The sequence below is a fragment of the Vitreimonas sp. genome (assembly GCF_035627415.1).
Taxonomy (GTDB): domain Bacteria; phylum Pseudomonadota; class Alphaproteobacteria; order Caulobacterales; family Aquidulcibacteraceae; genus Vitreimonas.
The window spans coordinates 1-21,222 of the sequence record NZ_DASPLU010000024.1 but is presented as its reverse complement, the minus strand read 5'-3'; the positions used below and the strand labels follow the sequence as shown (position 1 = coordinate 21,222).

Below are 21,222 nucleotides of genomic sequence, written 5' to 3'. Positions count from 1 at the left end.
CATCGTAAACGCGCGTTAGGTCTCTTTCCTAATCGCGTTGCAATGAATGTTTGAGAAAGATTGGGGTCGGCCAATCTAGCTCAAGTCGCTCAAGCTGATGTTTACCCCTGGAACGCGGAAAGCCAGGTCGCGGTCGCGGCGGAACGCGGCGCGCTGGACGGCGAAGCCGATCGCGGCGCCGACGCCCGACGACACGCCGGACGGCTTCGACGCTTCGCCCATGCACGACGATGCGCCCGAGTTCGACGTGGAGGACGATTTCGTCCTCGGCGCCGACGATGTGTTCATCACCTTCGCGGGCAACGACACGCCGCCGCCTGAAACCGTTCTGGAGCTGACCCGCGAAGCCGAGCAGCCGGAGGGACCTCCGCCCCTGGCCGCGGCTCACGATCTCGAAGAGGACGCGCCGTTCGACGCGCCGGAGGAAGACGACGAGATCTTCCAGGAGCGCCGTATCATCGAAGCGCCCGCGCAAGCTGGCGAGCTGCTGCTGACGGCGAGCGCCGCGGTGAACGCACAGGCGGCCCATCCCGCTCAAGCGGGCGGCGACGCCAGTCAGCCGGTCCCAGCGATTTCGATCTATGCCAGCCACGACAGCGAGACCGCAGGCGAGCTTTTCACCCAACTCGCCGCCGACCCGCGGCTGCGGCGCGGCGCATTCGCCTTCGGCCGCGGCGGCATCGACGGCGCCGCCGCGCGGGTCGCAAAAGCCGGGGCGCCCGACCTCTTCGTGCTGGAGTCGACGCTTCAAGGCGCGGACATGCTGCGGGCGCTCGACGAGCTTGCGCCGGCCGTCGCGCAGGGCGCGAAGATCGTCCTGCTGGGCGCGGTCAACGACATCGGCCTTCTGCGCGAACTCGCCGCCCGCGGCGTCAGCGAATACATCGTGCCGCCGATCACGGCGGCCGAACTGGCCGCCTCGCTCTGCCGCCTCTACGCCAACACCGACAACGCCCGCGTCATCGCCGTCATCGGCGCGCGCGGCGGCGTCGGCGCCTCGACGGTGGCGCACAACATCGCCTGGTCGATCGCCGAACGCCAGCAGCAGGCGACGGCGATCGTCGACCTCGATTTCGCCTTCGGCACGGCGGCGTTCAACTTTCACCAAACAGCGCCGCACACGATGGGCGATGCGTTCGCGGCGCCGGACCGCGCCGACGACGAGCTGATCGACAAGCTCATCATCCGCCAGACGCCGCGCCTGCGCATCTTCTCCGCCCCCGTCACGCTCGAACGCGAGTTCAGGCCGACGGGCGAGACGCTCGACGCCGTGCTCAAGAAAATCCGCCGCACCGCCGGCTACATCGTGCTCGACCTGCCGCACATGTGGAGCCCGTGGGTGAAGGAGGCGCTGCTCGCCGCCGACGAAACCGTGCTCGTCACCGGCCCCGATCTCGCCAGCCTCAGCAGCGCCAAGAGCATGATCGAAACGTTGCGCGACGCGCGTCCCGGCATGTCGCCGCACGTGGTGATGTCGATGGTGGGCGTGCCGAAACGTCCCGAGATCGCGCTCAAGGAATTCGCCGGCGCATTGGGAGTCGAGCCCGCGCTCGCGTTGGCGTTCGAGCCAGCCTTGTTCGGCCAGGCCGCGATCGCCGGGCAATCCCTCGGCGCCGTGGCCCCGCACGCGAAAGCGGCCGTCGCGTTGGATCAACTCGCCAGCGCCATCACCGGGCGCGAGCCGTGCGAAGCCCCTGCCGGCGAAACCGCGAGCGCGCCGGCGCCGCAACTCTCGCAGCAGCCTGCGGCGCCCTCGCTGGCGAGCGACGAGACGGTGCATGGCGCACTGAAACGGCTCCGCGTCTCGCGGACGGCGACGGCGGCAGCGTCCGACGCTTTCATCGACAAGGCGCGCATGGTCGCGAGCGGCAAGGTCAAGCGCGCACGCCGGCCCAGCACGGCGCTGCGCGCGACGGCGGCGCTGACGACACTCTTCGTCGTAAGCGCCTGGTTCATCGAGAACCATCGCCCCTCGGCGCAGGCGGTTGAGCTCGTGGCCGCGACGGCGGCGCCGGTCGCCGCGACCGCCCCTGTCCAGCCGCCCCCGGCGGCCGCTCCGGCGATCTCGTTCGAAGCGGCGCTGCGCATGCTCGAAGAAGGTCGCGCCGGCGAAGCCGTAGCCGCGCTCCAATCGCTGGCCGAAACCGGTTCGAACGAAGCGCAGCACCGTCTGGCCAAGCTCTATGAAACAGGCGAAGGCGTGGAGGCCGATTTGAGCGCCGCCCGGCGCTGGACCGAACGCGCCGCCCTCGCCGGCAACCCGCACGCGATGCACGATCTCGGCGTCTACTTCGCGCGCGGCGAAGGGGTGGCGATCGATCCGGTCGCGGCATTCCGTTGGTTCCGGCAAGCGGCCGAACGCGGCGTCGCCGACAGCCAATACAATCTCGGCGTCCTCTACGATCAGGGGCGCGGCGTCACCGCCGATCCCGCCGAGGCGCTGTTCTGGTTCACGCTGGCGGCCCAGCAAGGCGACGAGACGGCGGGTGCGCGCGCCGCTGAGATCGCCGAGCGCCTGACGCCCATGGCGCTCGAGCAGGCGCGCGCACGCGCCGCCGCATTCGAACCGCAGCGCAGCCAGAGCTGAACGCCATCGCGGTATGGCTCGTGCGACTTGGGCGGAATGTCCGCTGGAGTTGCGCCACAATGAAACGCGCCGCGCTGTTCGCCTGTCTGTTTGCCTTAACGCCGGCTGCGTTCGCGCAGGCGCCTTCGGCGACCGGGGGACCGATCGTCAGTCAAGCCGAGCGCGACGCGACCGCAGAGCGCGTCCGCAATGGCGCGAGCTGCGCGAATTGCGACCTGTTTCAGATCGATCTCGCCTACCAATCGATCGCCGGTCGCGACTTTTCCGGCGCGCGCATTCGCCAGGCCAATCTTTCGCTCGCGACCGCAGACCGCGCCCGCTTCCGCGGCGCCAACATGTCGCTGACCAACTTCTTTGGCGCGCGCCTCACCGGCGCCGACTTCACCGACGCCAATCTTGAAGGCGCGACCTTCGTCGGCGCCTATCTCGGCGGCGCGCGTTTGAGCGGCGCGGCGCTCGGAGGCGCCAACTTCTCGGGCGCTGAACTCGCCGATGCGCTGGGACTCAGCCAAGACCGCCTGAATACTGCTTGCGGCGATGCAACGACCACGTTGCCCCAAGGAATGACTATCCCCGCCTGCTGAAATAATAAGTAACAATTCTCGCTTACTGCATGTTCACTAGCGTGGAATCTCGCTCGCGCCTACGCCGGGCGCCGTGTTGACACAATTGCGCTTCGCCTTGTGTGCGGCCATCGCAGTCTCCGCGATCTGGGCCGCCGAGGCGGCTGCGTTCTGGCCATTCAGCGCAAATCCCGCGCATCTCGAACGCGCGCCCGCCTATGGCGGCGCATGCGAAGATTGCGATCTCTCCGGCCGCATCCTCGCCGGCGCGCGGCTGAGCGATTCCGTCTTCAACCGCAGCGACTTCTCGCACGCTGTGCTGGCGCGCGCCGATGCGTCAGGCTCCGAATTCGCCGGCGCAAATTTCACCGAAGCTGATCTGCGGCGCACAAAGCTCATCGGCGCGGAATGTCCGCGCGCCCGCTTCGAACGCGCAACTATGGTGAGCGCCGACGCCCGCGGCGCCGACTTCCGCCGCGCGGTGTTCACCGAAGCCAATGTCGCGCGCATGAACATCGAAGGCGCCGACATTTCCGGCGCCGATTTCCGCACCGCCGCCGGCCTCACCCAACGCCAGCTCGACACCGCCTGCGGCGACCGCCGCACACGGCTGCCGGAAGGCCTGCGGGTGCGGCGATGCGATTAGGTGAGTAGGTGAGTAGGCGATGGATAGCAGGTAGCGCTCCACGCCACTCACCTACTCCCTTACTCACCTAATCGCTTCACCCCTTCGCCGGCTCCACCACCCGAATGTGCAGCTCCTTCAGCTGCTTCGGCGTGACTTCGCCCGGCGCGTTCATCATCAGATCCTGCGCCTGCTGGTTGAACGGGAAGACGATCACTTCGCGGATGTTGTCGACGCCGGCGAGCAGCATGACGATGCGGTCGACGCCCGGGGCCGAGCCGCCGTGCGGGGGCGCGCCATAGCGGAATGCGTTGAGCATCCCGCCGAACTTCTCTTCGACCACTTCGCGCCCATAGCCCGCGATCTCGAACGCCTTGATCATGATCTCGGGCTTGTGATTGCGGATCGCGCCCGAGGAGAGCTCAACGCCGTTGCAGACGATGTCGTACTGGAACGCTGTGATGCCGAGGATGGTGAGCGCGTCCGCGGGATCGAGCTTCTGGAACGCCTCGTGATCGTAGTTCGGCATCGAGAACGGGTTGTGCGAGAAGTCGATGCGTTTCTCGTCCTCGTTCCACTCGTACATCGGGAAGTCGACGATCCAGCAGAACTTGAACTCGTCTTGGCTGATGAGGTTGAGCTCCTGCGCCACCTTCGTGCGCGCCGAGCCGGCGAACTTGTAGAACACCTTCGCATCGCCGGCGATGAAGAAGGCCGCGTCGCCCACCTTGAGGCCGAGCTGATCGCGGATCGCTTGCGCCTTTTCCGGCCCGATGTTCTTGGCGATCGGCCCGGCGCCGCCTTCTTCGCCTTCGCGCCAGAAAATGTAGCCGAGCCCAGGCTGGCCTTCGTGCTGCGCCCAGGCGTTCATCTTGTCGCAGAACGCGCGCGCGCCGCCGCCGGGCGCCGGCACCGCCCACACCGCGTGGCCGGGCGTTTCGAGGATGCGCGCGAACAGGCCGAAGCCGCCGCCGCGGAAGTGGTCGCTCACGTCCTGCAGCACCAGCGGGTTGCGCAGGTCCGGCTTATCGGAGCCGTATTTGGTGATCGCTTCGGCGTACGGAATGCGCGGGAATTCGCCGGCTTTTGTGACCTTCTTGCCTTGGCCGAATTCCTCGAACACGCCGGCGAGCACGGGCTCGATCGCGTTGAACACGTCTTCCTGCGTGACGAAGCTCATCTCGAAGTCGAGCTGATAGAACTCGCCCGGCGAGCGGTCGGCGCGCGCGTCTTCGTCGCGGAAGCACGGCGCGATCTGGAAGTAGCGGTCGAAGCCCGCCACCATCAGCAGCTGCTTGAACTGCTGCGGCGCCTGCGGCAGCGCGTAGAACTTGCCAGGGTGCAAACGCGACGGCACCAAAAAGTCGCGCGCGCCTTCCGGCGACGACGCCGTCAGGATCGGTGTCTGAAACTCGGTGAAGCCCTGATCGATCATGCGCCGGCGCAGTGACGCAATGACCTGCGAGCGCAGCAGGATCGAGCGGTGCAGCTTCTCACGCCGCAAATCCAGGAAGCGATACTTGAGCCGGATGTCTTCCGGATAGTCCGGCTCGCCGAACACCGGCAGCGGCAGCTCCTCGGCCGCGCCAAGCACTTGAAGCGCCGAGCCCTGAACTTCAATCCCGCCGGTCGGCAGGTTCGCGTTCACCGTCTCGGCCGTGCGCTCGACCACCTTGCCGTCGACCTGGATCACGCTTTCGGCCCGCACCTTCTCGGCCGCCGCAAACGCAGGCGAGGACGGAGCGATGACGATCTGGGTCAGCCCGTAATTGTCGCGCAGGTCGATGAACAGCAGCCCGCCATGATCGCGCTTTCTGTGCACCCAGCCGGACAGGCGCACATCCTTGCCGGCGTCGGCCGGGCGAAGCGCGCCGCAGGTGTGGGAACGGTAAGCGTGCATCAGGGGCTCCACGAGTCGGGAAACGGGTCAAAATTCGCGCGACAGGCGCACGCGCGCCGCCGGGTTGTCAAGGCGCGCCCTGCCCCGGCAGAACAGCCCGTTGAATGTGCAACCTCTATTCCATGACCAAATCGCGCGAGGCGCTGGTGGCCTACACCCGCGCCATGCGCGATCGGACCGCCAACCAGCCGCCCCTGCCGGGCATTTTCCCGGACCAGATGGCCCCGGTGGTTGGAACCTCGAAGGAAGGCCTGCGCGAGGTGGTGATGATGCGCTGGGGCTTCCCGCCGGCGGGCGGCGGCAAGCGGCCTGTGACCAATATCCGCAACTATAGCTCCCCCTACTGGCGCGGCTGGCTGGAGCAGCCGCGCTTCCGCTGCGTCGTGCCGGCGACAAGCTTCTGCGAGTACACCGACAGCGCGCCCAAGGTGGCGCACTGGTTCGCGCTCGGCGACGAGCGGCCGCTGTTCTGCTTCGCCGGCGTGTGGCGGCCCTGGAGCGGCGTCCGCGGCAAAGAGGAAGGCACGCACCTTCTGTTCGCCTTCCTCACCACCGACGCCAACGACCTGGTCGCGCCGATCCACGCCAAGGCGATGCCGGTGATGCTCACAGGCGAAGAGATCGACACATGGCTCGAAGCGCCCGCCGACGAGGCGCTCTCCCTCGCCAGGCCTTTTGCTGCGGACCGCATGAAGATCGTGCTATCAGGGCCGAAGGAAGATCCGGGGGAGACGCTGACATGAAGTGGCTGATCGGCTTTGGCGTCCTTGTCGCAGCGCTCGCGGGCGCATTCTGGTACTTCGTGCTCGATGGCGCAGCGCCAGCGCGCGCCGACGGCGTCATCGATCTTGCCGCGTATCGCGCTCTGGTGGCGGACGATGCGCCGGAAACCCTGCCGACCGAGGTACGGATCGAGTTCGTCGGCGAAAGCAATGCGCCGAGCTTCGCGGCGGAAGCCGGCGCCTTCGGCGGCGAGCGCACCTTCTCGTACAACTCGTTTCAGATCGTCGCGCCGGGCGGCGACACCATCATCGACGGCGCGGTGGATCGCGAGACGCTGAACCAAATGTCCGAGGGCGAAGGCGGCTTCTCCGAAGACGCTTACGGCCGTGTGCTCGGCGCGATGACGCGCGCCGAGCGCGTCCTGATCACGCACGAGCATCTCGACCATGTGATGGCGATCGCTCGCCACCCTTCGCCCGACCGCATCGCGCCGCATCTGCGGCTGACCTCGCCGCAGCTGCAAGGCCTGCCCGAACACGCCCATGGCGGGCGCCTGCCGCCGCCGATCGCGCAAGTGAGGCCTTCGGATTTCCGCACGCCGCAACGTGTCGCGCCCGGCGTCGTCGCTGTGGCGGCGCCCGGCCATTCGCCCGGCACGATCCTGATCTACGCGCGCACCGCGGCGCGCGAGTATCTCTTCATCGGCGACATCGCCTGGGTGATGGACAGCGTCGAGCACGCGCGCGGGCGCCCGCGCTTCATCCGCTGGGTCATGCCGATGGTCGATCCCGACCGCCCCGCCGTGCTGCGCCAATTGCGCGCTCTGCACGATCTCGCGGCCGCCGAACCCGCGCTCGTCATCGTCCCGGCGCATGACGACCCGTACCTGCGCAGCCTAGTGGCGAACGGCGCGCTGGCGGAGGAATTTACCGCTCCGCGGCCGCAATAAGTCGCGACCAGCGGGCGGATCGGCAGCGGGAACTAGCGTCTGCGCTTGACCACAGGCGCGGCGCGCCGCAACCACGCCCCTATGCGGGTAATCACCAAAACGGCCGATCTGGCGACGCTGCGCCAGGAACTGGCGTCACAGCCGTTCGTCGCCGTCGACACCGAATTCATGCGGGAGACGACCTATTGGCCGAAGCTCTGCCTGATCCAGGCGGCGGCGCCGGGCATCGAGGCCGTCATCGACCCGCTGGCCGAGGGCCTCGACCTTCAGCCCTTCCTTGAGCTGATGGCCGACTCCAACGTGCTTAAGGTCTTTCACGCGGCTCGGCAGGATCTCGAAATTTTCCTGAAGCTCGGCGGCCAGCTGCCGCATCCGGTGTTCGACAGCCAGATTGCGGCGATGGCCTGCGGCTATGGCGACACCGTCGCCTACGACGCCTTGGTGCAGCAGGTGCTGAAGCGCCGCTTGGACAAGTCCTCGCGCTTCACCGATTGGAGCCGCCGGCCGCTGTCAGAATCGCAGCTCGCCTACGCGCTGGCGGACGTGACGCACCTGCGCGATCTCTATCCGCGCATCCATCAGAAGCTGGCCGATTCCAATCGGCTGTCGTGGCTCGACGAAGAGCACGCCTATCTGCTCGACCCGGAGATCTACGACACGACGCCGGAGAATGCGTGGCGGCGCCTGAAGCTGCGCAAGACGACGGCCGACTATGTGTTGGCGCTGCAGGTCGCAGCGGCCTGGCGCGAACGGCAGTCGCAGATGCGCGACGTGCCGCGCGGGCGCATCGTCAAGGACGAAGCGCTCTACGAGATCGCCGAGCATCGGCCGAAGAGCGCCGCAGACTTCGACCGCATGCGCGCCGTCCCCCGTGGCTTCGGTAATTCGCGCGCGGCGCAGGAGCTGGTGCAGGCGCTCGACAAGGCGTTCACCGATCCGAACCGGCCGGTGTTCAAATACGAACGCCCGCCGCCGCTGCCGTCCGGCCTTGGCCCGACCGTCGAGCTGCTCAAGGTGCTGCTCCGCTACGAGGCCGACACGCACGGCGTCGCGCCGCGTCTCATCGCCTCCGCGTCCGAAGTGGAAGCCATCGCCGCCAGCGATACCGCCGACGTGCCCGCGCTCTCAGGCTGGCGGCGCAAAGTGTTCGGCGAACGCGCGCTCGCGCTGAAGCACGGCAAGCTCGCGCTCAAACTGAAGGACGGCAAAGTGTTCGTCGAGGAAGCTTAGCCTGGGCTCGGGACCTCCGGCGCCTCGACGTTGATCTCGGCGGTTTGGCCGCCGCCAAATCCGCCATTGTAGGCGACGAAGCCAAGCGCGAGCGCGGCGACAAGCAGCGCCCCGACTATCACTCCAGTGAACCCGCTCCCGCCGCCGCCTTCTCTGTCAGCCATGACGCTCTCCTCATGCATCCCCTGGCGCATGAACAATGGGCCGGCGGCGGCAGTTCCAGCAAACGGTGTTCCGCTTCAAGCTGGCGGCGCCATTGCGGCGCGGCACTCGGCTCTGAAGTCGTAATCCACTTCCGTTGCGCAATCCGGCCAGCGATCGCTTTCGATCCAGTATTGCGCAAGGCCGAGCCGCGCCGCGAGGCGGGGGAAGCGCTTGTGTTTCCAGATCGGCGTCCCGCCATTGCTGACGAACAACTGCAGCGGCGATTGCGCCCGCGCCATGCCGAAGCCGTCGTGATTGTCGGGGCGCAGATCGCGGCCGGCGTCGATGGCGGCTTCGAGCGCATCGAGCGCACTCTCCACGCAGCCGTGTGCGGCGACGAACAGGATGGTCGAAAGCGCCAAAGGGCCATCGCCCTGCGCAGCCTGCGCAAGCACCCGTTCGCACGCGTGGCGGCGCTCGTCCGGCGCAAGGCGCAACATGGCTGCGTAATTGCGAAGGACGCTGATGTCGCGCTCGGTGACGGCCCGCTTCGGCGCAACGCCCGGCGCGGCCAGCGCTTCGGCCTCGTCGACGCGGCCGGCGGCGCAATCGGTGCTCCACATCAAGTACCAGATGAACGGTGAATCCGGCCAGCGCGCCCACGCGGCCTGCATGATTTCGAGCGCCGTGTCGGCTTCGCCGCGCGCCGACATCAAGCTGGCGCGCAAACCTTCGACCGCCGGCCCGAGCGGATCGAGGCGGCTCGCCGTCTCCAGCGCCGCAGCCGCATCCTTCAAGCGTCCGACCCCATAGAGCCAAGCCGAACGTGCGACATGCAGCGAAGCGTCGTTCGGCGTGCGCTTCAGGGCTTCGTCGACGAGGCGGAGCTTTTCGCCGTGCGCGCCGAACGCCGGCTTCAGCAGCGACAGCGCCGCGAACGCCTGCGCGCAATCGGGATCGAGTGCGAGCGCGCGCTCCGCGGCGGCGACCGCCGCGTCGTGCTGCGGTTCGCCGATCATGTCGCGGTGGCGCGGCAGCAGGAACGCGCGCACGCTGGCGAGGGCGGCCCATGCGTCAGGAAAATCCGGCGCGAGCGCGACGCAGCGTTCGAGCAGCACCTCGGCTTGATCCTCCTCCACATCGCTCAGCATCAGCCAGATCTGGCGGGCGCGGAGATAGAGATCGTAGGCGGCGGGATTGATCGGGTGCGCCGCGCGTTCCGATTGCGCCAACGAACGGCGCAACGAGGCGGCGACCTTTAGGGCGATCTCGTCCTCCAGCGCGAAGGCGTCGGCGCGGTCGCCGTCGAACCGTTCGCTCCATAGCGCCATGCCGGACGACGCTTCGATCAGCTGGGCGTTGACCCGCAGCTTCGTCCCGGCGCAGCGGACCGAGCCGTCCAGCACGTGCGTCGCCTTGAGCGCATGGGCTGCTTCGGTCTTGCGTTCGCCGCGGAATTGGAAGGCGGAGGTGCGGCCGATCACCTTGATCTTGGACTGCCGCAGCAGCGTCATGATGATCTCGTCGGCGACGCCTTCCGAGAAGTAGTTCATCTGCGGATCGTCGCTCTCATTGTCGAACGGCAGCACCGCGAGCATCGGCTCGAGCCGCTTGCCGCGCGGCTTCGGCGCGGCGATGGCTTCGAGCGTGAATATCTCCAGCGCCTCGCTCATCTTGTCGAGCTGCACGGCGCCTGCCGGATGAAGGCGCTGCGCCAGCTTTCCGCGCACCGCGCGGCGCACGTCGGTGGAGACGACGACATCGCCGGGCTGCGCCAGCTGTTGCAGCCGCGCCGTCACATTGACGCTGTGGCCCAGCAGATCACCGTTCTGCGAGATCAGCACATCGCCAATGTGAACGCCGACGCGGATGCTCTTGCGCTCGACGCCGCCGCACACGTGCTCGGCCGCAGCCAAAGCGTCCGCCGCGGAAGCGAACTCCAGCATGAAGCCGTCGCCAGCCGTATTGAAAATGCGCCCCGACCGCGCCTGCGCGACCTGATGCAGCATCTCGCGCAGCCGCGCGACGAGCTCAACCGCATGCGCTTCGTCAGTCTCGGTCATCGCCGAATAGCCGGCGACGTCGATCGACATGATCGCGGCGAGCTTTCTGGGTCCGAATTCTTCCGTCACGCGCCAGCCTCTGAGCGGCGCAGGTTAGCACGCCATCGGCTCCGGCTTCAGCCTTCTTTCGCGGGAACATCCTGGAAATACGGCTCGACCTTGCCGCTGTACTTGATCGTCAGCTGCTTGCCGCGGCGGTCCAGCGTCTTGCCGACTGCCAGGCGAACCCAACCCTCGCTGACGCAATATTCTTCGACGTTGGTCTTCTCGTTGCCGTTGAAGCGAACGCCTACGCCGCGGGCGAGCGCCGCTTCGTCGTAATGGGGATTATCGGGATCGACCGAGAGGCGGTCAGGCGGTGTGTCACTCATACAATCTTCGTCTCCGCTGTCAGCCCGAGCGCCTGGGCGGCGGCGTCGAGCCGGCGCGCCGCGGTCTCGGTGACCAAATGGGCTGCCTCCTTCTTGACCCGAAGCACCAGCTTGCCGTCAACAGCGGAAGCGTCGAAAGACGCAAGCAACGTCTCGCTCCGGCCCGAGAGATCGGCGCCGAGGCGGAGCGCCGCGCCGAGCGCTGCGGCAGCCGCCTGCCGCTCGTCGTCCAAGAGGCGCATGTACGCCTCCGCGTGACGCGGCGCCGCCTTGGTGTAGCGATGGTGGATCGCGGCGGCGAGGAAAGCCCGCTCCTCGTGGCTGATGGCGGCGAGCGGGGCGCGCAGAACGAGATCGAACATCACTTCGACGCGCTGATCGGGGTGCAGAGGGCCGCCGACGTCGGCGAGCCGCGCCGCCGCGCCGCGCAGCACCTCTTCGCGCTTTTTCGGGAAGACGTTGGGCTGCTTCTCGAGGATGGGCGCAATCCATTGCTCCAGCGCGGCGCCGAAAGCCCGGTTGCGCGACCAGCGGCCGGCCAGCGCCTCCGCCGCCGCGATCAGCGGATGGGTCGCGAGCGCTTGCGCGCTCATGCGCTCGATCAACACGCCCTCGCGCAGGCCGAAGGCGGAGAGGATCACGCGTTCGAACTGGCCCATCTGCATGATGTGCGCGAGCACCACGGCCGCGTAAGGCAGCGTCTCGGCGCGCTTGGCGGCCGCTTCCTCCAGCTTCTCGAGCGAGCGTTTGCTTTGACCGCGCACCACCTCGGCGACTTTCAGCACCTGCGCACGGCTCATTTCGTGGTGATGCAACACGCCGAGCGGATGGTTCCTGAGCGCGAGATCGATCCGGCCCAGCGCGCGCCAAGCGCCGCCCACCGCATAAAAATCCCCGCCGCGCTTGGCGAGCAATTTCGTGTCGCTCAGCGCCCCGGCGACGCGTTCGTTGATCTGATCATAATCGATCTCGTCGCCGCGCATCAAAGTGAGCGGACCGATCGGGAAGGTCTCGCCGCGGCCGACGCCCTTCGGGCTGATCGCGATCAGCTCCAGGCTCGCGCCGCCGAGATCGCCGACCAGCCCCTTGGCGTCGGGCGCGCCGGCGCTGACGCCGAGGGCGGAGAGCCGCGCTTCGTCCTCGCCGCTCAGGATGCGCAGCTTGACGCCGGTTTCCTCCTCGATGCGCTTGGCGAATGCGCGGCCGTCCTTCGCTTCGCGCACGGCGGCGGTGCCGACGGCGAACACCTGCTCGATGTGCAGCGCCTCGATCAGCGTGGCGAAACGCTTGATCGCTCGCATCGCCGCCTCGGCGCCATTTGCCGAGAGCACGCCGGTGTGTCCGATGTCGCGGCCGAGACCGGCCATGACCTTTTCATTGAGAATCGGCGTCAGCGCCCGGCCGTCGACGCGATAGACGACGAGGCGCACCGAATTCGACCCGACGTCGATCACGGCGGCGTCGGCGCCGTCCTCGAGCACCGCGCGGCTCATCGGCCGGCGTCCGCTTTAGGTGTAGCGCGCGCCAATATGATCGAACGCGGCGGGCGCGTCGCCCTTGAGCGCGCGCCCGCGGCCCGAAAGGCTCGGGTTGCGCATGAAGTAATTGTGCGCGGAGAACGGCTCGTCAGGCAGCTTGGAGACATCGACCCGTTTGAACACCCCGTCCTGGTCCATGTACCAGGATTGCGCCTCGTCGTTGAGGTTCGCGACCATGATCTGGTCGAGTACTTGCTGGTGAACGGTGGGATTTTCAACCGGGCAGAGGACCTCGACCCGGCGCTCCAGGTTCCGCGGCATCCAATCGGCCGAGGAGAGGAACACCTTGGCCCTGGCGTTCGGCAATTTCGCGCCATTGCCGAAACAAACGATGCGCGAGTGCTCCAGGAAGCGCCCGACAATCGACTTGACGCGGATGTTCTCGCTCATGCCCGGCACGCCCGGGCGGAGACAGCAGATGCCCCGGACCACGAGTTCGATTTTCACCCCCGCGTTCGAAGCACGATAAAGCGCATCGATGATCTCGGGATGCACCAGCGCATTGAGTTTCGCCCAGATGGCGCCCTCGCGCCCCGCTTTCACATGCGCGATCTCGTCTTCGATCAGCTGCAGCAGCGTCGCTTTCGAATTGACCGGCGACATCGCGATTTTCTCGAGTTCGGCCGGCTTCGCATAGCCGGTGACGAAATTGAACAGCCGGTTGGCGTCGCGCCCGAGCGCGGGATCGCAGGTGAACAGCGACAAGTCCTGATAGATGCGCGCCGTGATCGGGTGATAATTGCCGGTGCCGAAATGGGTGTAGGTGCGCAAGCCCTCGGCCTCACGGCGCACCACCAGGCTCACCTTCGCGTGCGTTTTGAAGTCGATGAATCCATACACGACCGACGCGCCCGCGCGCTCCAGCTTCTGCGCCACCCGGATGTTAGATTCTTCGTCGAACCGCGCCTTGAGCTCGATCAGCGCCGTGACGTTCTTGCCCGCTTCCGCCGCCGCCACCAAAGCCGCGACGATCGGCGAATCCCGTGACGTCCGGTAGAGCGTCTGCTTGATCGCGACCACCGCGGGATCGGCCGCCGCTTGCCGCACGAACTGCACCACCGAGTCGAACGACTCGTACGGGTGGTGCACCAGCATGTCCTTGGCGCGGATCGCGGCGAAGCAATCGCCGCCGAAATCCTTGATCCGCTCGGGAAAGCGCGGCTCGTAGCGCTTGAACTTGAGGTCTGGTCGCTCTTCGCTCACCAGCGCCGACAGCGCCGCGAGCCCGATCAGGCCGTCGACGACGATCACGTCGCGCGGATCGGCTTCGAGTTCGCGCACGATGAAGCCGCGCAAATCTTCCGGCATCGACGCTTCGACCTTGAGGCGCACGATGTCGCCCAAGCGACGTTCCTTCAGCCGCGCCTCGAACTCGCGCACCAGGTCTTCGGCTTCTTCCTGGATTTCGATGTCGCTGTCGCGCACGACGCGGAAGCCGCCTTGCGCCTCCACCTGATAGCCGGGGAAAAGCTCGTCGAGGAACAGCGTGATCGTGTTCTCGAGCGTGAGGAAGCGCCGCTGCGGCCGCTCGCCCGGCTCCAGCTCCGTCTGCGGATGCGCCAGCGTCACGTCGATGAAGCGCGCGACCTGGTTCGGCACCGGGATCAGCGCGTTCAATGCGCGCCCATCGGCCCTACGCTTCAGCTTCAGCGCGATCGCGAAGCCCAGGTTTGGAATGAACGGAAACGGGTGGGCCGGATCGACCGCCAGCGGCGTCAGCAGCGGAAACACTTCCGCCATGAAGAGCGGCTTCAGGAACGCGCGCTCTTCTTCGGTGAGTTCCTCGGGATCGAGCACCGAAACGCCCGCGCCGCGCAGCTCGACGCGCAGCGTGCGCCAGCGCTCCTGCTGGCGCTCGATCAGCTTGGTCGCCGCCGCATGCACGCGCACCAGCTGTTCGGCCGGCGTCAAGCCGTCGAGGCTCAGCACCGCCGCGCCCGCCTTCACCTGCTCGTGCAGACCGGCGACGCGCACCATGTAGAATTCATCGAGGTTCGAGGCCGAGATCGAGAGAAAGCGCAGCCGCTCCAGCAGCGGATGATTGGCGTTCTCCGCCTCCTCGAGCACGCGCGTGTTGAAGGCGAGCCAGGAGAGTTCGCGATTGATGAACCGCTGCGGGCTCTGCAGGAGCGGCGTGTTCTCCGCCGCAACGCGCGTTTTCTTGCGCGGCTTAGCCATCTCTTAACCGTCCTCACCACCCCGGCCCGTCTCCATCCGCGCCAGCGCCTTTTTGGCGCTGGTCAGGGAAACCGGCTTCGCCCCGCGCACCAGCTCCGCGTCGAGCGCGGCCGCGCACGCCTGCGCCGCCGCGAACGTCCTCGGGAGCCGCCGCACCAGATATTGGGCCGCATCATCGCTCAGGAGAATGAATTGTTCGCGACATATCCGGCGTAAAACCACCTCCATCAGCGCCTCGTCGGGCTCTTTGAGGCGCGCGACCGGCAGAGCGGCGAGCCGGGAGCGCAGGTCGGGCAGGCGCACCGGCCACTCGGCCGGCGCTGTCGCCCCGGTCAGCAGCACCGCGCCGCCCTGGCTCCGGGCCATGTCCAGCACCCGCCAGAGCATCGCCTCGTCCGGCGCGCGGTCGGCGTCGTCGATGAGCAGGCGGCCCCCGGCGTCGTGAAAGACAGCCGCCGCTTCGTCCGGGCCCAAGGTCGCCGCGAGCTGGCGCGCGCCCATTTCGAGCGCCCAGGCCAGCGCCAGATGCGTCTTGCCCGCCCCGCGCGGCCCCACCAAAGCCAGCGCCCCGCCCGGCCAGCTGCGCCAATCCGTCAGCAGCCCGGCGGCGTCGCGATTGGCTTCGGAAACCACCAGCGTGTCGGGCGAACGCTCGCCCATGCGGAACTCGAACAGGCGCGGCTGCTCGCTCATTCATGTTCCCCCGCCTGCGGGGGAGCTGTCGCACGCGAAGCGTGAGACTGAGGGGGGTGTTGCACGCGGCGCTTCCCCCTCCGGCTCGCTGCGCTCGCCACCTCCCCCGTAAACGGGGGAGGAGTGGTCATCGCGCGACACGCAATGTCGGCCCTGTCGCCGTGTTTGTGAGGCTGACGCCGCGGCGCGCCAGTTCCGCCGCGAGCTGGTTCTCGTCGCCCACGAACGAGAACGACACCAGCGCCCCTTGCCGGCCCACCGCCTCGATGCGGATCTCGGAAACCACCGTCTGCGCCGCCGCTTCGAGCGCGTCCTTGATCTGCTCCCACTGGCGCTGATCGCTGTAGAGCGCCGAAGCCGAAATGCGGCCGCGCTGCTGGCCGCCGCCGACGACGGCGCGGGCTTTGAATTCGTTCTGCAGCTGCGCATTGATTTGCTCGGCGAGCGACGCCAATGCCGCGCGCAGCGCCGCCGCGTCCGAGCCTTGGATGCGTGCGCTGACTTCGCCGCGATCGCGCCGCGTATTGGCGCCCACTTCCACCAGCTGCGCGCTCACCGTCGAGCCCTGCACGCGCAGCGTCGCGTAGATCGCCGACGCGGTCGCCGCCTGTTGCGCGAACGGCGCGGCGACATCCCAGGCCGGCGCGCCCTGCAGTTCGGCCGGGGCGATGCGCAGCGGCGCAAGCTCGTTGCCGAAGCCGCCTTGCGTCCACACCTCGCGCCAGAGCGCGGCGGTTTCTTCCGCAGTGCCTGCAGCGCTGACTGGCGCAATCAGCACCGGCGAGCCGCGCGTATCGATCACCGTCAGCCCATGCTGGCGCAGCAGCGGGCCCACCGTCTCGGGATTGAACCGGATCGTGAGCCGGCCGATGTAACGCGTCGAGGAGCGGCGCTCTTCTTCGACATCGACGCTCAGCACCAGAAGATCGAACGCCGGCCCCTGCGGCGCGGGCATGCCGCGCGCGGCGAGGTCCGCCGGCGCCGTGAGCCGGCGCACCAGCCGGTCGAAGCCGATCCGATAAGCCGCCGCGAATCCCGCCTGCTGCGCCGCCGCCGCGTTCTCGGCCGTTTCGTCCACATAGACGCCGCTGACCGCGTAGACATTGTCGCGCCCCTGGGCGCTTGCGGCCCCTGGCGCGAACGCGCACAAGGCCGCCAGGAACAGGGCGGTGAAGGCAGCCCACGGCGTGGCTTTCATTGCGGTACCTCGTTGCGCGTTGCGGGGAAGGGAAACCCTACCCGGCGCGGAATCGCCTATCAATGTGGCGGCTTCTGGACTCATGGCGTGACCAACTCAACCCGACCCCCCGCCGGAACGAACGGCCTGACCTATCGCGACGCCGGTGTCGACATTGATGAGGGCGAACGGCTGGTCGATCTGATCAAGCCGGCGGCGAAATCCACAGCTCGCCCCGGCGCCGACGGCGCGCTCGGCGGCTTCGCCGGCGCCTTCGATCCGAAAGCCGCCGGCTTCAAGGACCCGATCTTCCTCGCCACCACGGACGGCGTCGGCACCAAATTGAAAATCGCGATCGAAAGCGGCCGCCACGACACCGTCGGCATCGATCTCGTCGCCATGTGCGTGAATGATCTCTCCGCCCAGGGCGCCGAGCCGCTGATGTTCCTCGACTACTACGCCACCGGCAAACTCAACGCCGATGAGGCCGCACTCGTGGTGCAAGGCATCGCCGAGGGCTGCCGCCAAGCGGGCGCCGCGCTCGCCGGCGGCGAGACCGCGGAAATGCCTGGGATGTACGGAAAAGGCGATTACGACCTCGCCGGCTTCGCCATCGGCGCCGCCGAACGCGGCACGCTGTTGCCGCGCCTCGATGACATGCAAGCGGGCGACGTCATCGTCGGCATCGCCTCCAGCGGCCCGCACTCGAACGGCTATTCGCTGGTGCGCAAAGTGGTCGAACGCGCCGGTCTCGGCTGGGATGCGCCCGCGCCGTTCGCGCCGGGCAAACAGCTCGCCGAGGCGTTGCTGACGCCGACGCGCATCTACGCCAAGGCGCTAAAGCCCATCTTCGACGCCAAGCTCGCCAAAGGCGCCGCCCACATCACCGGCGGCGGTCTGGTCGAAAACACGCCGCGCGCGCTGCCGGATCATCTCGAAGCGGCGTTCGATTGGAACGCCTGGACGCGGCCTGCCGTGTTCGAGTGGCTGCAATCTACCGGCGGCGTCCCCGAAGCGGACATGCGCCGCACCTTCAATCTCGGCATCGGCATGATCCTGATCGTCGAACCAGCGACAGCCGACGGCGTCATCGCCGCCCTCACCGCCGCCGGCGAACAAGCCTTCAAGATCGGCGTGCTGAAAGCGGCATGACGGCGGTCCAATTCCGTCATCCTGGGGCAATGCGAAGCATTGAGCCCAGGATCCAGGGGCAAGCGACGAGCAGGTGGCCCCTGGATCCTGGGCTCGCGCTGCGCGCGCCCCAGGATGACGAAGTTGGCGAGCCGCAGCCATGAGCAAAAAACGCGTCGCCGTCCTCATCTCCGGCCGCGGCAGCAATCTGCAAGCGCTGCTCGACGCCGAGCAAAACGCCTACGAAATCGCGCTCGTCGTCTCGAATGTCCCCACCGCCGCCGGCCTCGACCGCGCCCGCGCCGCCGGCGTTGAAGCTATCGCCCTCGATCACAAGCCGTACGGCAAAAACCGCGAAGCGTTCGAACGCGATCTCGATGCGCTCTTAGTCCAACGCAACATCGAGATCGTCGCCCTCGCCGGCTTCATGCGCGTCCTGACGCCCTTTTTCGTCAACGCTTGGCGCGGCCGGCTCGTCAACATCCACCCTTCGCTGTTGCCCAAATATCCCGGCGTCAACACCCACGCGCGCGCGCTCGAAGCGGGGGAGAGCGAGCACGGCTGCACCGTCCATCTCGTGGTCGAAGAAGTGGATTCCGGCGAAATCCTCGGCCAGGCGCACATGCCGATCCTGCCCGGCGACACGCCCGAGGCGCTCGCGTCCCGTGTGCTGGCGCTTGAGCACGAACTCTATCCGCGTTGCCTGGCCGAACTGGCGGCGCGACTCTGAGCGAACAGCCGAACTTGCTACCGGCGGCCATGAGGGCGTAAGCTGAGCTTATCGCTCGCTGACTTTTTGGGCGTGAGCGGCTGAGAGAGACGCGCACTCTTGCCCTTGCCGGCCAGAGTCATGTCCTCAGCCTCCTCAAATCGACTTCTTTCCACGCTCTCGCGCAATGCCTCCGCTCTGCTTGCGCCGCATCTCGCGCCTGTCGAGCTGGCTCTCCGTCAGCACATCGAGCGTCCGGGTGAGGACATTAGCCATGTCTATTTCGTCACCAGCGGCATCGTTTCCGTCGTCGCACGTTCGAGCCAACACGACAGCATTGAAGCCGGTCTGATCGGTTGCGAGGGCATGACGGGCATTGCCGTCGTGATGGCCAACCACCGCTCTCCACACGAGGCGTTCGTCCAGCTCGAGGGCGCGGCGCAGCGCCTGGAGGCTGAACAGCTGCGCATCGCCATGCGCCGGAGCGAAGAGATCAGCAACGTCCTCCTGCGCTTCGCGCATGTCTTCAGCACCCAAGTGACACACACTGCGCTCGCCAATGCGCGCGCCAAGATCGAAGAGCGCCTCGCACGCTGGCTGCTCATGGTGCATGACCGCGTGGCTGGCGACGAGGCCTCTCTTACGCACGAGTTCATCGCCATCATGCTCGGCGTGCGTCGGCCCGGCGTCACCGATGCGCTTCACCTGCTGGAGGGAAAAGGCCTGATTCGCGCGACGCGCGGCGTCGTCCGCATTGTCGATCGGGAGGGCTTGGAGCTTCTCGCCGGCGGCGCCTATGGCGTCCCCGAACGCGAATATCGCCGCTTGCTTGGCGAACGTTGAACTGTCCACGTTTGGCGCGTGACAGTCCGGTTCCGTACAGCAGCACAATGGCCGGCGAACAGGTGCTAGGCCCTCACGAGGCGTAATGAGCGCGGGAGTGGGCGGCTGAAGAGACGTAAGGGCTCTCCCGTTCGGCGAGGGCTTGAGCTGGTGTCAGAACGATGGGCGAATTTGTTGCTTGCTGCCTTGCCGGACCCGGATTGGCAGAAGATGTCTACGCGCCTGCTCGCGGTCGATCTTCAGCATCGCCAGCCCATTGAGGCCGCGCACAAACCGATCGAACACGTGTACTTTCCGACCCGCGGCATCATCTCCATCGTTGCGAAATCACCTGATGGTCAGCAGATCGAAGCTGGCGTCGTCGGCCGCGAAGGCATGAGCGGTCTCGCCGTCGTCATGAGCAACCACCGCTCACCCAATGACGCGTTCGTACAGGTCGCCGGCAGCGCGCTGCGCATGAGCGCCGACGATCTGCGCGTATCACTCGGCGAGAGTGAACGTCTCCGTCAGCTCGCACAGCGGTTCGTGCAGGTCTTCATGACGCAAATCGCGCAAACCGCGCTCGCCAATGGCCGCGCCAAGATCGAAGAGCGCCTCGCCCGCTGGCTGCTGATGGCGCAAGACCGGCTCGATGAAGGCACGCTGCAGCTGACGCACGAGTTTATCGCGCTGATGCTTGGCGTGCGCCGTCCCGGCGTCACCGATGCGCTGAACGATCTCGAAGGCAAAGGCCTCATCCGCTCGAGCCGCGGCCTCGTGCGCATCGTTGACCGCGTCGGACTCGAAGCCGCTGCCGGCGGCATCTACGGCGTGCCGGAAGCGGAGTACAAACGTTTGATCGGCTAGCCGGCGCTGCACTGCTGCAGCAAGAACGCAAGGCCGACGATCCAACGCCCGACGACGAGAACACAGAGCCATCGGACGGCGTGATTTGCGGGACGGTTTTCCATGGCGGGCGGCGACCCGAAGCTCGAAAACGGGGTGAGCTTCTAATTCTGGCACACCAAGATGGCGAGCGGTGAGTGCGTCCGCTTGCGTACGATTTAGCCCTCAGCGCTGCTCTTTTTGGGCAAATGAGTTGCAATCGTCGTCAGCGCCGCCGTCAGTGCGGCTAGATCGTCGCCGTGGCCGAGCACCGGGACGAAATCCGCCACCGCATCGGTCGGCAGGATCAGATAGCCGAGCACGGCGATGCAGAGTCCCTTGATCCACATCGGCGTCGCCGGATCGCGCAACAGCGCATGCACCTGCTTGGCCGCCTGAATGAGGCTCTCCAGCCCGGCGATCGCGCCGAGTTTCGTCTTGAACGCGCCTTCCGAATAGGCGCGGGAATGATCGGTCATCGCCCAGCTCCGTCTGTCGCCGCTAAAATAGTGCGAATCCGCCAGCGCGCACGCGCCGGCTGCAGCTCTCACAGCGCACGGAATCGGGGATAGAAAGAGCGTCTATCCCCCAATTCGCACGAACCCATCCAAGCTGGACCGCGCGCCTTCGGGCCCGCTTTGCACAAGTTTATCAAGCACAAGCGCCATGGCGCGCCTGAAGGCGCGCGGTCCCAACCCACAAAACCTTGTGCGATTCTGTCCGACCGCGCTTGACCTGCCGTACAATGCTCCTCGTCTCGCACACGGGAGCTTTCGAAGACGTCCGAAACTTTGAGAGGTGCGAGACACGGTCGGTGGGAGTTGCCGGCGGGGAGTGAAACCGTCGGGTCCAGGTGAACGGAACGCCTGCCCACAGCACCGGCGAATTGGGAATGGAGCTAAGCCCCGAGACGCCATCCGTCGATGGCGGGTTG

The 21,222-nt window shown here is 67.1% G+C and carries 19 protein-coding genes; 10 read left to right on the top strand and 9 right to left on the bottom strand.

Features of this window, described 5'->3' with window-relative positions; all coding sequences use genetic code 11:
• The first annotated feature begins 97 nt into the window (after positions 1-97).
• The 3 genes from VEA80_RS12935 to VEA80_RS12925 all read left to right on the top strand — a co-directional run bounded on the left by VEA80_RS12935 (position 98) and on the right by VEA80_RS12925 (position 3,796).
• Positions 98-2,587, top strand: coding sequence for an AAA family ATPase (locus VEA80_RS12935; protein ID WP_325061165.1), 2,490 nt, complete (start codon positions 98-100; stop codon positions 2,585-2,587).
• 59 nt (positions 2,588-2,646) lie between these two features.
• The gene (locus VEA80_RS12930; protein ID WP_325061164.1) at positions 2,647-3,171 is read left to right on the top strand and encodes a pentapeptide repeat-containing protein; all 525 of its coding nucleotides are present in this window, start codon (positions 2,647-2,649) and stop codon (positions 3,169-3,171) included.
• A 73-nt stretch (positions 3,172-3,244) separates the two neighbouring features.
• Positions 3,245-3,796, top strand: a complete 552-nt coding sequence (locus tag VEA80_RS12925; RefSeq protein WP_325061163.1) for a pentapeptide repeat-containing protein — start codon at positions 3,245-3,247, stop codon at positions 3,794-3,796.
• 76 nt (positions 3,797-3,872) lie between these two features.
• Here VEA80_RS12925 and aspS read toward each other — a convergent pair whose 3' ends face one another.
• Positions 3,873-5,675, bottom strand: a complete 1,803-nt coding sequence (gene aspS / locus VEA80_RS12920) for an aspartate--tRNA ligase (RefSeq protein WP_325061162.1) — start codon at positions 5,673-5,675, stop codon at positions 3,873-3,875.
• Positions 5,676-5,779: 104 nt separating this feature from the next.
• On the opposite strand from aspS, the gene VEA80_RS12915 reads away from it, so the two are divergent.
• From VEA80_RS12915 to rnd, 3 genes are all read left to right on the top strand, one after another.
• Positions 5,780-6,418: an SOS response-associated peptidase gene (locus VEA80_RS12915; protein WP_325061161.1), complete on the top strand. Its 639-nt coding sequence runs from the start codon at positions 5,780-5,782 to the stop codon at positions 6,416-6,418.
• Positions 6,415-7,347: a hypothetical protein gene (locus VEA80_RS12910; protein WP_325061160.1), complete on the top strand. Its 933-nt coding sequence runs from the start codon at positions 6,415-6,417 to the stop codon at positions 7,345-7,347. The genes VEA80_RS12915 and VEA80_RS12910 overlap by 4 nt, the downstream gene beginning before the upstream one ends.
• An 81-nt stretch (positions 7,348-7,428) precedes the next feature.
• On the top strand, positions 7,429-8,577 hold the full coding sequence (gene rnd, locus VEA80_RS12905) for a ribonuclease D (RefSeq protein ID WP_325061159.1): 1,149 nt from the start codon (positions 7,429-7,431) through the stop codon (positions 8,575-8,577).
• Here the strand turns inward: rnd and VEA80_RS12900 are convergent.
• From VEA80_RS12900 to VEA80_RS12870, 7 genes are all read right to left on the bottom strand, one after another.
• A complete protein-coding gene (locus VEA80_RS12900; protein WP_325061158.1) occupies positions 8,574-8,741 on the bottom strand; it encodes a hypothetical protein in 168 nt (55 codons plus the stop codon). The two genes, rnd and VEA80_RS12900, sit on opposite strands and share 4 nt — an antisense overlap.
• Positions 8,742-8,816: 75 nt before the next feature.
• Complete coding sequence (locus tag VEA80_RS12895) at positions 8,817-10,853, bottom strand: adenylate/guanylate cyclase domain-containing protein (protein ID WP_325061157.1); 2,037 nt, start codon at positions 10,851-10,853, stop codon at positions 8,817-8,819.
• Between the two features lie 47 nt (positions 10,854-10,900).
• Positions 10,901-11,155 (bottom strand): DUF3297 family protein, encoded by a 255-nt coding sequence (locus tag VEA80_RS12890; RefSeq protein WP_325061156.1) that lies wholly within the window; start codon positions 11,153-11,155, stop codon positions 10,901-10,903.
• Positions 11,152-12,648, bottom strand: a complete 1,497-nt coding sequence (locus VEA80_RS12885; RefSeq protein WP_325061155.1) for a Ppx/GppA family phosphatase — start codon at positions 12,646-12,648, stop codon at positions 11,152-11,154. Before VEA80_RS12885 ends, VEA80_RS12890 begins: the two co-directional genes overlap by 4 nt.
• 15 nt (positions 12,649-12,663) lie before the next feature.
• A complete protein-coding gene (locus VEA80_RS12880; protein WP_325061154.1) occupies positions 12,664-14,871 on the bottom strand; it encodes an RNA degradosome polyphosphate kinase in 2,208 nt (735 codons plus the stop codon).
• Positions 14,872-14,874: 3 nt separating this feature from the next.
• Positions 14,875-15,564, bottom strand: coding sequence for a chromosomal replication initiator DnaA (locus tag VEA80_RS12875; protein WP_325061153.1), 690 nt, complete (start codon positions 15,562-15,564; stop codon positions 14,875-14,877).
• Positions 15,565-15,691: 127 nt separating this feature from the next.
• A complete protein-coding gene (locus VEA80_RS12870) occupies positions 15,692-16,762 on the bottom strand; it encodes a hypothetical protein (RefSeq protein WP_325061152.1) in 1,071 nt (356 codons plus the stop codon).
• Between the two features lie 87 nt (positions 16,763-16,849).
• Here VEA80_RS12870 and purM point away from each other — a divergent pair, with 87 nt between their 5' ends.
• The 4 genes from purM (at position 16,850) to VEA80_RS12850 (ending at position 20,270) form a co-directional block, all read left to right on the top strand.
• Positions 16,850-17,893, top strand: a complete 1,044-nt coding sequence (gene purM / locus VEA80_RS12865; protein ID WP_325061151.1) for a phosphoribosylformylglycinamidine cyclo-ligase — start codon at positions 16,850-16,852, stop codon at positions 17,891-17,893.
• Between the two features lie 139 nt (positions 17,894-18,032).
• The gene (gene purN, locus VEA80_RS12860) at positions 18,033-18,602 is read left to right on the top strand and encodes a phosphoribosylglycinamide formyltransferase (RefSeq protein WP_325061150.1); all 570 of its coding nucleotides are present in this window, start codon (positions 18,033-18,035) and stop codon (positions 18,600-18,602) included.
• Between the two features lie 120 nt (positions 18,603-18,722).
• On the top strand, positions 18,723-19,424 hold the full coding sequence (locus VEA80_RS12855) for a Crp/Fnr family transcriptional regulator (protein WP_325061149.1): 702 nt from the start codon (positions 18,723-18,725) through the stop codon (positions 19,422-19,424).
• Positions 19,425-19,634: 210 nt separating this feature from the next.
• Complete coding sequence (locus tag VEA80_RS12850) at positions 19,635-20,270, top strand: Crp/Fnr family transcriptional regulator (protein ID WP_325061148.1); 636 nt, start codon at positions 19,635-19,637, stop codon at positions 20,268-20,270.
• A 197-nt stretch (positions 20,271-20,467) separates the two neighbouring features.
• Here VEA80_RS12850 and VEA80_RS12845 read toward each other — a convergent pair whose 3' ends face one another.
• Entirely contained in the window at positions 20,468-20,767 is a 300-nt protein-coding gene (locus VEA80_RS12845) for a YkvA family protein (RefSeq protein ID WP_325061147.1), read from the bottom strand.
• Positions 20,768-21,222: the final 455 nt, after the last annotated feature.